This is a genomic window from Desertivirga arenae (genome assembly GCF_017355785.1).
In the GTDB taxonomy this organism is placed as follows: domain Bacteria; phylum Bacteroidota; class Bacteroidia; order Sphingobacteriales; family Sphingobacteriaceae; genus Desertivirga; species Desertivirga arenae.
Map to the genome: position 1 here is coordinate 1022859 of NZ_JAFEWE010000001.1, position 6473 is coordinate 1029331.

3 protein-coding genes and 2 rRNA genes are annotated in these 6473 nt (G+C 40.8%); 3 read left to right on the forward strand and 2 right to left on the reverse strand.

The window, feature by feature from the left end:
• Positions 1-109 precede the first annotated feature (109 nt).
• From J4N24_RS03995 to J4N24_RS04005, 3 genes are all read left to right on the forward strand, one after another.
• Positions 110-652: a hypothetical protein gene (locus J4N24_RS03995; protein WP_207532328.1), complete on the forward strand. Its 543-nt coding sequence runs from the start codon at positions 110-112 to the stop codon at positions 650-652.
• 1 nt (position 653) lies between these two features.
• A complete protein-coding gene (locus J4N24_RS04000; protein WP_207532329.1) occupies positions 654-2816 on the forward strand; it encodes a cation:proton antiporter in 2163 nt (720 codons plus the stop codon).
• Positions 2817-2898: 82 nt separating this feature from the next.
• The gene (locus tag J4N24_RS04005; RefSeq protein WP_207532330.1) at positions 2899-5292 is read left to right on the forward strand and encodes a TonB-dependent receptor; all 2394 of its coding nucleotides are present in this window, start codon (positions 2899-2901) and stop codon (positions 5290-5292) included.
• A gap of 315 nt (positions 5293-5607) precedes the next feature.
• Here J4N24_RS04005 and rrf read toward each other — a convergent pair.
• Positions 5608-5719 (reverse strand): 5S ribosomal RNA (rrf, locus tag J4N24_RS04010).
• A gap of 84 nt (positions 5720-5803) precedes the next feature.
• Positions 5804-6473, reverse strand: a 23S ribosomal RNA gene (locus J4N24_RS04015); the annotation flags it as partial.

A 6473-nucleotide genomic window follows, 5' to 3' on the forward strand; every position in this document is an offset into this window, starting at 1 on the left:
TTTATTTCATCTTACCTATCATCAAATATCAGTGGGCCTCTTTTATTAAAAACCGAAAGCCCTTTCTTTTACTTTATATACAAAATATCGCTACCAGTCCAAATTTCGTATGAAACTCTTCTCAACCTTTATTTTACTGCTTACTCTATTTTCATGTGGCGACAGAGAACAGAAGCTCCGTGAAAAAGAATCGGAGCTTAACCAGAAAGAACAGGAACTTTTAGAGCGGGAAAAAGCCCTGGAAGGTAAAGATTTGGGAGATCATACGGACAGCATTTTAACTGGTCAGGTAAATGCGGCAGCAAACGATTCTATCAGTGGCCTATGGTCTGTAACCATGACATGTATAGAAACTGATTGCGAAGGCTCAGCCGTAGGAGATATTAAGACAGAACGTTGGGATATTTCCTACAAAAACGGAACTTTACAGGCAGAAGCACAGGTTAATGATAAATTGAAGCGGGTGTACCGGGGAGCGCAAAATGGAGAAGCGTTCTTACTGTCGGTAAGACCCACAATAAACAGTAATGATACTAAGGCTAAAATGCTGGTACGGTTAAAACCTCTGTCTTATCAGGAGATGGAAGGCAGAAGGGAAATATATAGAGAAGGATGCAGGATAATTTATTCTCTTGAACTAGAAAAGCAATAATATGGAACTCCTTCTTCTGATCTCTAAGGTGGATTTTACTCTGCCATTGAAAAACCCTGTGGTGATTTTCTCACTGGTGCTTTTCATTATTCTTTTTGCACCCATACTCCTGCAGAAGATAAAGATTCCTCATATCATCGGGCTGATCATTGCCGGGGTCGTTGTAGGTCCCTATGGTTTAAATTTTCTAAGTCGTGACAGCAGTATTGTGCTTTTTGGAACTGTGGGCCTTTTATATATCATGTTTCTCGCCGGATTGGAAATTGATATTTCAGAGTTCAAGAAAAACCGCAAGCAGATTGCCGTATTCGGAATTGCAACATTTCTGCTTCCGCTTAGTATAGGTTGCCTCGCCAGCTATTATATCCTTGGATATAGTTTCTTATCATCACTGCTCCTGGCAAGTATGTTCTCCACACACACGCTGGTTTCTTATCCTATAGCTAGCCGGTATGGAATAGTTCGAAATCGTGCCGTAGCATTAACTGTTGGAGGTACGATGATCACAGATATCCTTGCCTTACTTATCCTTGCCGCTATTGCTGGTGCAGCCAAAGGAGAAGCAGGAACAGGTTTCTGGGTTCAGCTCAGTGTTTCCTGTGTAGCATTCGTGGCTACAGTTTTCTTCGTGTTCCCCCCTATAATAAGATGGTTTTTCAAAAACTTCCACGACAGTGTTTCGCAGTACATTTTTGTTCTTGCAATTGTGTTCCTTTCATCATTCCTTGCCGAAGTTGCAGGTTTAGAAGCTATTATTGGCGCCTTTTTCTCTGGATTAGTCCTTAATACCTTTGTCCCGCACTCCTCCCCTCTTATGAACCGGATAGATTTTGTAGGTAATGCGTTATTTATCCCCTTTTTTCTGATTGGCGTAGGAATGCTTGTTAATGTACGGGTGCTAATAACAGGTACGGGAGCACTGGAGGTAGCAGGCGTTATTGTAGCCGTGGCCTTGATAACTAAATACCTGGCTGCCTATATTACGAGAAAAACGTTTAAACTATCACGGGAGGAAGGAAATATCATTTTTGGTCTGAGTGCTTCTCATGCTGCTGCTACTCTGGCCATTATACTAGTGGGCTATAACATTATTATTGGGGAATCTGAAAATGGACAGCCTATAAGGCTTTTGGACGAAGATGTTCTGAATGGAACAATCCTCCTTATATTGGTAAGTTGTGCCGTAAGCTCATTTGTAGTAGAAAAAGCAGCAAGAAAGATGGCTGTTAATGAGGAAACATCAACTACAGAAGAAGAGGAAAGTAATGAACGAATACTTCTTTCCCTTGCCCACCCTGAATCTGTTACACAACTTGTAGACCTGGCGGTGATGTTAAAGCCGAAACGAAGTGAAGTGCCAATTTACGCCCTTCATGTAGTGAGCGACACTCTTAGCGATGAAAACGCACAAACAGCAGGTAGGAAAATGCTCGATGCAGCTACTAAATACGCTGCAGCTACAGAAAACGCCATTATTCCCCTTACCCGTTTTGACAGCAACATTAGTAACGGTATTGTCTATACGATCAAGGGTCACAATATTAGCGATGTTCTGATTAGCATTCAAAGGACAACCGAGCAACAAAGTTTTTTTGGGGCAGTGGCACAAGAAACTTTACAGAGAACTTTTGAGACAATTTTCATTTACAGGGCGATACAACCTCTTAATACATTAAAAAGGATTGTTGCTGCCGTTACTCCGTCTGGAGAAGACGAGCCTGGATTCGAGCATTGGTTACACCGATTGACAATGCTATCTAAAGAAGCAGCACTTCCTATAACCTTCTACACCACTCAGAAAACCAACTTTGCTATCCGCGCCTACCTGAAAGGTAGACCAGTAGAAGCAGAATTTAAAATCTTTGATAAGTGGGAAGATTTCCTGATTTTTAGTCGAGAGCTAAGAAGGAACGATCTATTTTTCATAGTCACCTCCCGCAAGGGCAATGTATCCTATAATGAAGTACTAGATAAGCTTCCCTATTATTTAATAAACTACTTCTCAGACTATAGCTTTATCTTACTTTACCCTAAACAGTTTGGACATGAAATAGACATAGAAGGGATCTCTACAAGTGATTATAAAATTATTGAAGCGCTATCAGAACGTCTTGGTTCTGTAAATAAGGCAGGTAGTCTTTTCAAACGGTTGTTTCGAAAATAATAGAAAATATTATTTCTAATAAAAGCTCGAAGTTTGCAACTTTCCTTTTGAAAAATCATCTTACCATAAACCCTAACACTAAATGAGAACTTGTCTTGCCTTGTTTGCTTTTCTGAGTATCTGTCTTTGCACTAAAGCTCAGTTTGTTATAAGTGGCAATATTACAACCAGCACTGGCAAACCTGCTGAGTTTGCAACTGTTTTATTAAGTAAACGATCTGATTCTACGCTAGTCAAATCTGCTCTCACCACAGCATTAGGACGATATACTTTTAACAATATTGCTCCCGGATCATACCTGATCAGGACCTCGCTATTAGGGTTTAAACGGGCAGAACGAGGCATTGAAATCTCAACCAAAAATGTTGATGTACCAGAGATCCGTTTAGTGGCAGCAGCAGCATCTCAATTAAAAGAAGTTACAGTAACTGCAAAAAAGCCTTTTTTGGAACAGCGACCAGATAAATTGGTGGTGAATGTAGATGCAAGTGCTACCTCTGCAGGTTCGACCGCTTTCGAGGTTCTTCAGAAGGTTCCCGGTCTAATTATCACGAACGATAAGCTTACTATCGTCGGCCGCGGCACACCTAATATCCTTATCGATGGACGAAGCTCCCAGTATACCGATATCAATCAGGTGCTAAAAGATTTAAGTGCAGCTAATATCGATCGAATAGAAGTGATCACGAATCCAGGAGCTAAATATGATGCAGCGGGAGGCGCTGTGATTAATATCATATTGAAAAGGAACGCTAATTTGGGGACAAATGGATCTATAGCATTAAGCAGTGGAATAGGTCTTTATGAACGAGGAACATATAACATCGACAGAAACTTTTACAGAGCGAGTCCTTCGATCACCCTCAATCACCGGGAAGGCAAAGTAAATGTTTTTGGCAACTACAGCTTCTTTCATAGAAACCTCTATGAATATAGCGAATTCGATCGCATCATTTCACCGAACCGTTATGTACAACTAAACTACACTCCTACAGCCTTCAGCAGTCACAACTTCAGGATAGGGACTGACCTTTACGCTGACAAAAAAAATACCTTTGGAATTATTTTAAGAGGCTTTACTAGAGACGGGGACAGGATGGCAACTAATGCAACCGAGCAATTGTTATCATCGGATAATAGTCATATAAGCAATTTTCAAACAGAAATTGCAACAGACAACAAAAGGGGAAATTTCTCAGGAAACGTTAATTGGAAACACAGCTTCGATACAATCGGAACGGATCTTAATATTGACCTGGATTATTCGCACTTCAATAGCTCCAATAACAGTATAATAAGTAACATTTTATCAAATGGAAGCCAGTATGAAAACGAACAACGAGTAAGAAACCCCGTCAATCTTGGTGTCCTTAAGATTGACTATGTTAAAACCTTTACTAAAGATTCAAAACTGGAAGCAGGTGCAAAAAGTAGTTTAGCTAGTATCGACAATTATCTTACCTACAGCAGCAATGGCATCTTTGATGAAAATCGGAGTACAGATTTTAAATACAATGAAAATATTAACGCTATTTATTCTTCTTATCAGCAGAAGTTTGGTAATTGGAACCTTCAGGCAGGGTTGAGAGCAGAACAAACCATAGCGAAAGGTAAAGACGAAGGAGGAACAGTTCTCGACAGGAATTATATTCAGCTATTTCCCTCAGTTTTCGTCACCAGAAATATCAATTCTAAAATTGCTTCAGTACTACAGTATAGTCGGAGAGTGAACCGGCCAAGTTTTAATCAGCAAAACCCTTTCATTGAATACTTAGACTCATTAACTTATACACAGGGAAACCCGAAACTAAGACCTGAAACTGCTGATCAATATAAGCTATCAATCACTTACGATAACCAACCTTTCTTCTCGGTAAGTTACAATAAAAAGCAAGATGTAATTTTTGATAATGCGCCAAAGCAGAACGGCAATCTAACCTATACAACTTCTGAGAATCTGGCATCTTTTAATAATTTAGCTTTTGAACTTAATTTTCCTCTAAAATTGGGTAAGAAGATTAGTGGTTTCGGTGGAAACCAATTCATCTACAATCATTACAAAGCTGACTATTTAGGATCCAAGTTTGATCGTGGAAAGTGGAATTGGCTGGCTTATTGGCAAACCGCTTATAAGCCCACAAAAACGATCAGCTTTGAAATTTCCGGATATTACATGACTAAGTTCCTCAATGAATTTATTTTGATAAAGAACCTGGGGAGCCTTAATGCCTCTGTTCAAAAAACGTTCTGGGATAACAAAGCGCGCTTAAGCTTAAATGTTCAGGACGTTCTGTTTTCAGACAAAGTACGAGGATCTATATTGTATCAGGAAATCAACGTAAATTTTCGTCAGTTCTATGAAAGCCGCAATGCGAGGCTAACGTTCAGCTATTCTTTCGGTAACCAGAAATTAAAAGCTGAAAGAAACAGAAAAACAGCTTCGGAAGATGAATCCAGTCGGGTAAAAAAAGACTAACGGAGATAACTTAGCGAAAATTGGTGTTGCAGAGCACTATTTGTTTAAAAATGATGGAACTTCTAAGTTTAAAATGAACTGTTATCTCTGGAGGGGTGAAATCTGTCGTGCAGCGGTAGGAACAGGATTTGCATGGCATTTCGATACTTTATCTCAGAGATCTCTTTTTGCCAAGATTGTGGTCGCGGATTAACGCTGATAGAAGCGCTAAAACTTGTTGTTCATTCTTGTGAACTCAACAAGGCATAATTAAAAGTAGAAAAAGCCCTAAAACTAAAAAAGCCCTATCAGTTACCTGAAGGGCTTTTGTTTAAAAGTTGGCACCGACCTACTCTCCCACATTTTACTGCAGTACCATTGGCTCTGGCGGGCTTAACTTCTCTGTTCGGAATGGGAAGAGGTGGACACCGCCGATATAGGCACCTGAAGATCATTTAAGGTGAAAGCTTTTCGCTTTTACCTAAGACATATATTGAAAGAAGTAATTTAGAAAACAACAGTTTTAATCTGCTCTAAGAAAGCTTCGGATGATTAGTACTACTTGACTATGGTGTCACCACCTTTACATCTGTAGCCTATCAACGTAGTAGTCTACTACGATCCTATATGGAAAACTCATCTCGTGGCTAGTTTCGCACTTAGATGCTTTCAGCGCTTATCTATTCCAAACGTAGCTACTCTGCAGTACAGCTGGCGCCATAACAGATTCACTAGAGGTTTGTCCAACCCGGTCCTCTCGTACTAAGGTCAGCCCCACTCAATTTTCCTACGCCCACAACAGATAGGGACCGAACTGTCTCGCGACGTTCTGAACCCAGCTCGCGTGCCACTTTAATCGGCGAACAGCCGAACCCTTGGGACCTTCTCCAGCCCCAGGATGTGACGAGCCGACATCGAGGTGCCAAACCTCCCCGTCGATATGAGCTCTTGGGGGAGATCAGCCTGTTATCCCCAGCGTACCTTTTATCCTTTGAGCGATGGCCCTTCCATGCAGAACCACCGGATCACTATATCCGTCTTTCGACCCTGATCGACTTGTCTGTCTCACAGTCAAGCAAGCTTTTGCTATTGCACTCCACGTACGGTTACCAAGCGTACTGAGCTTACCTTTGAAAGCCTCCGTTACCTTTTTGGAGGCGACCACCCCAGTCAAACTACCCACCAAACAATGTCCTCTACTC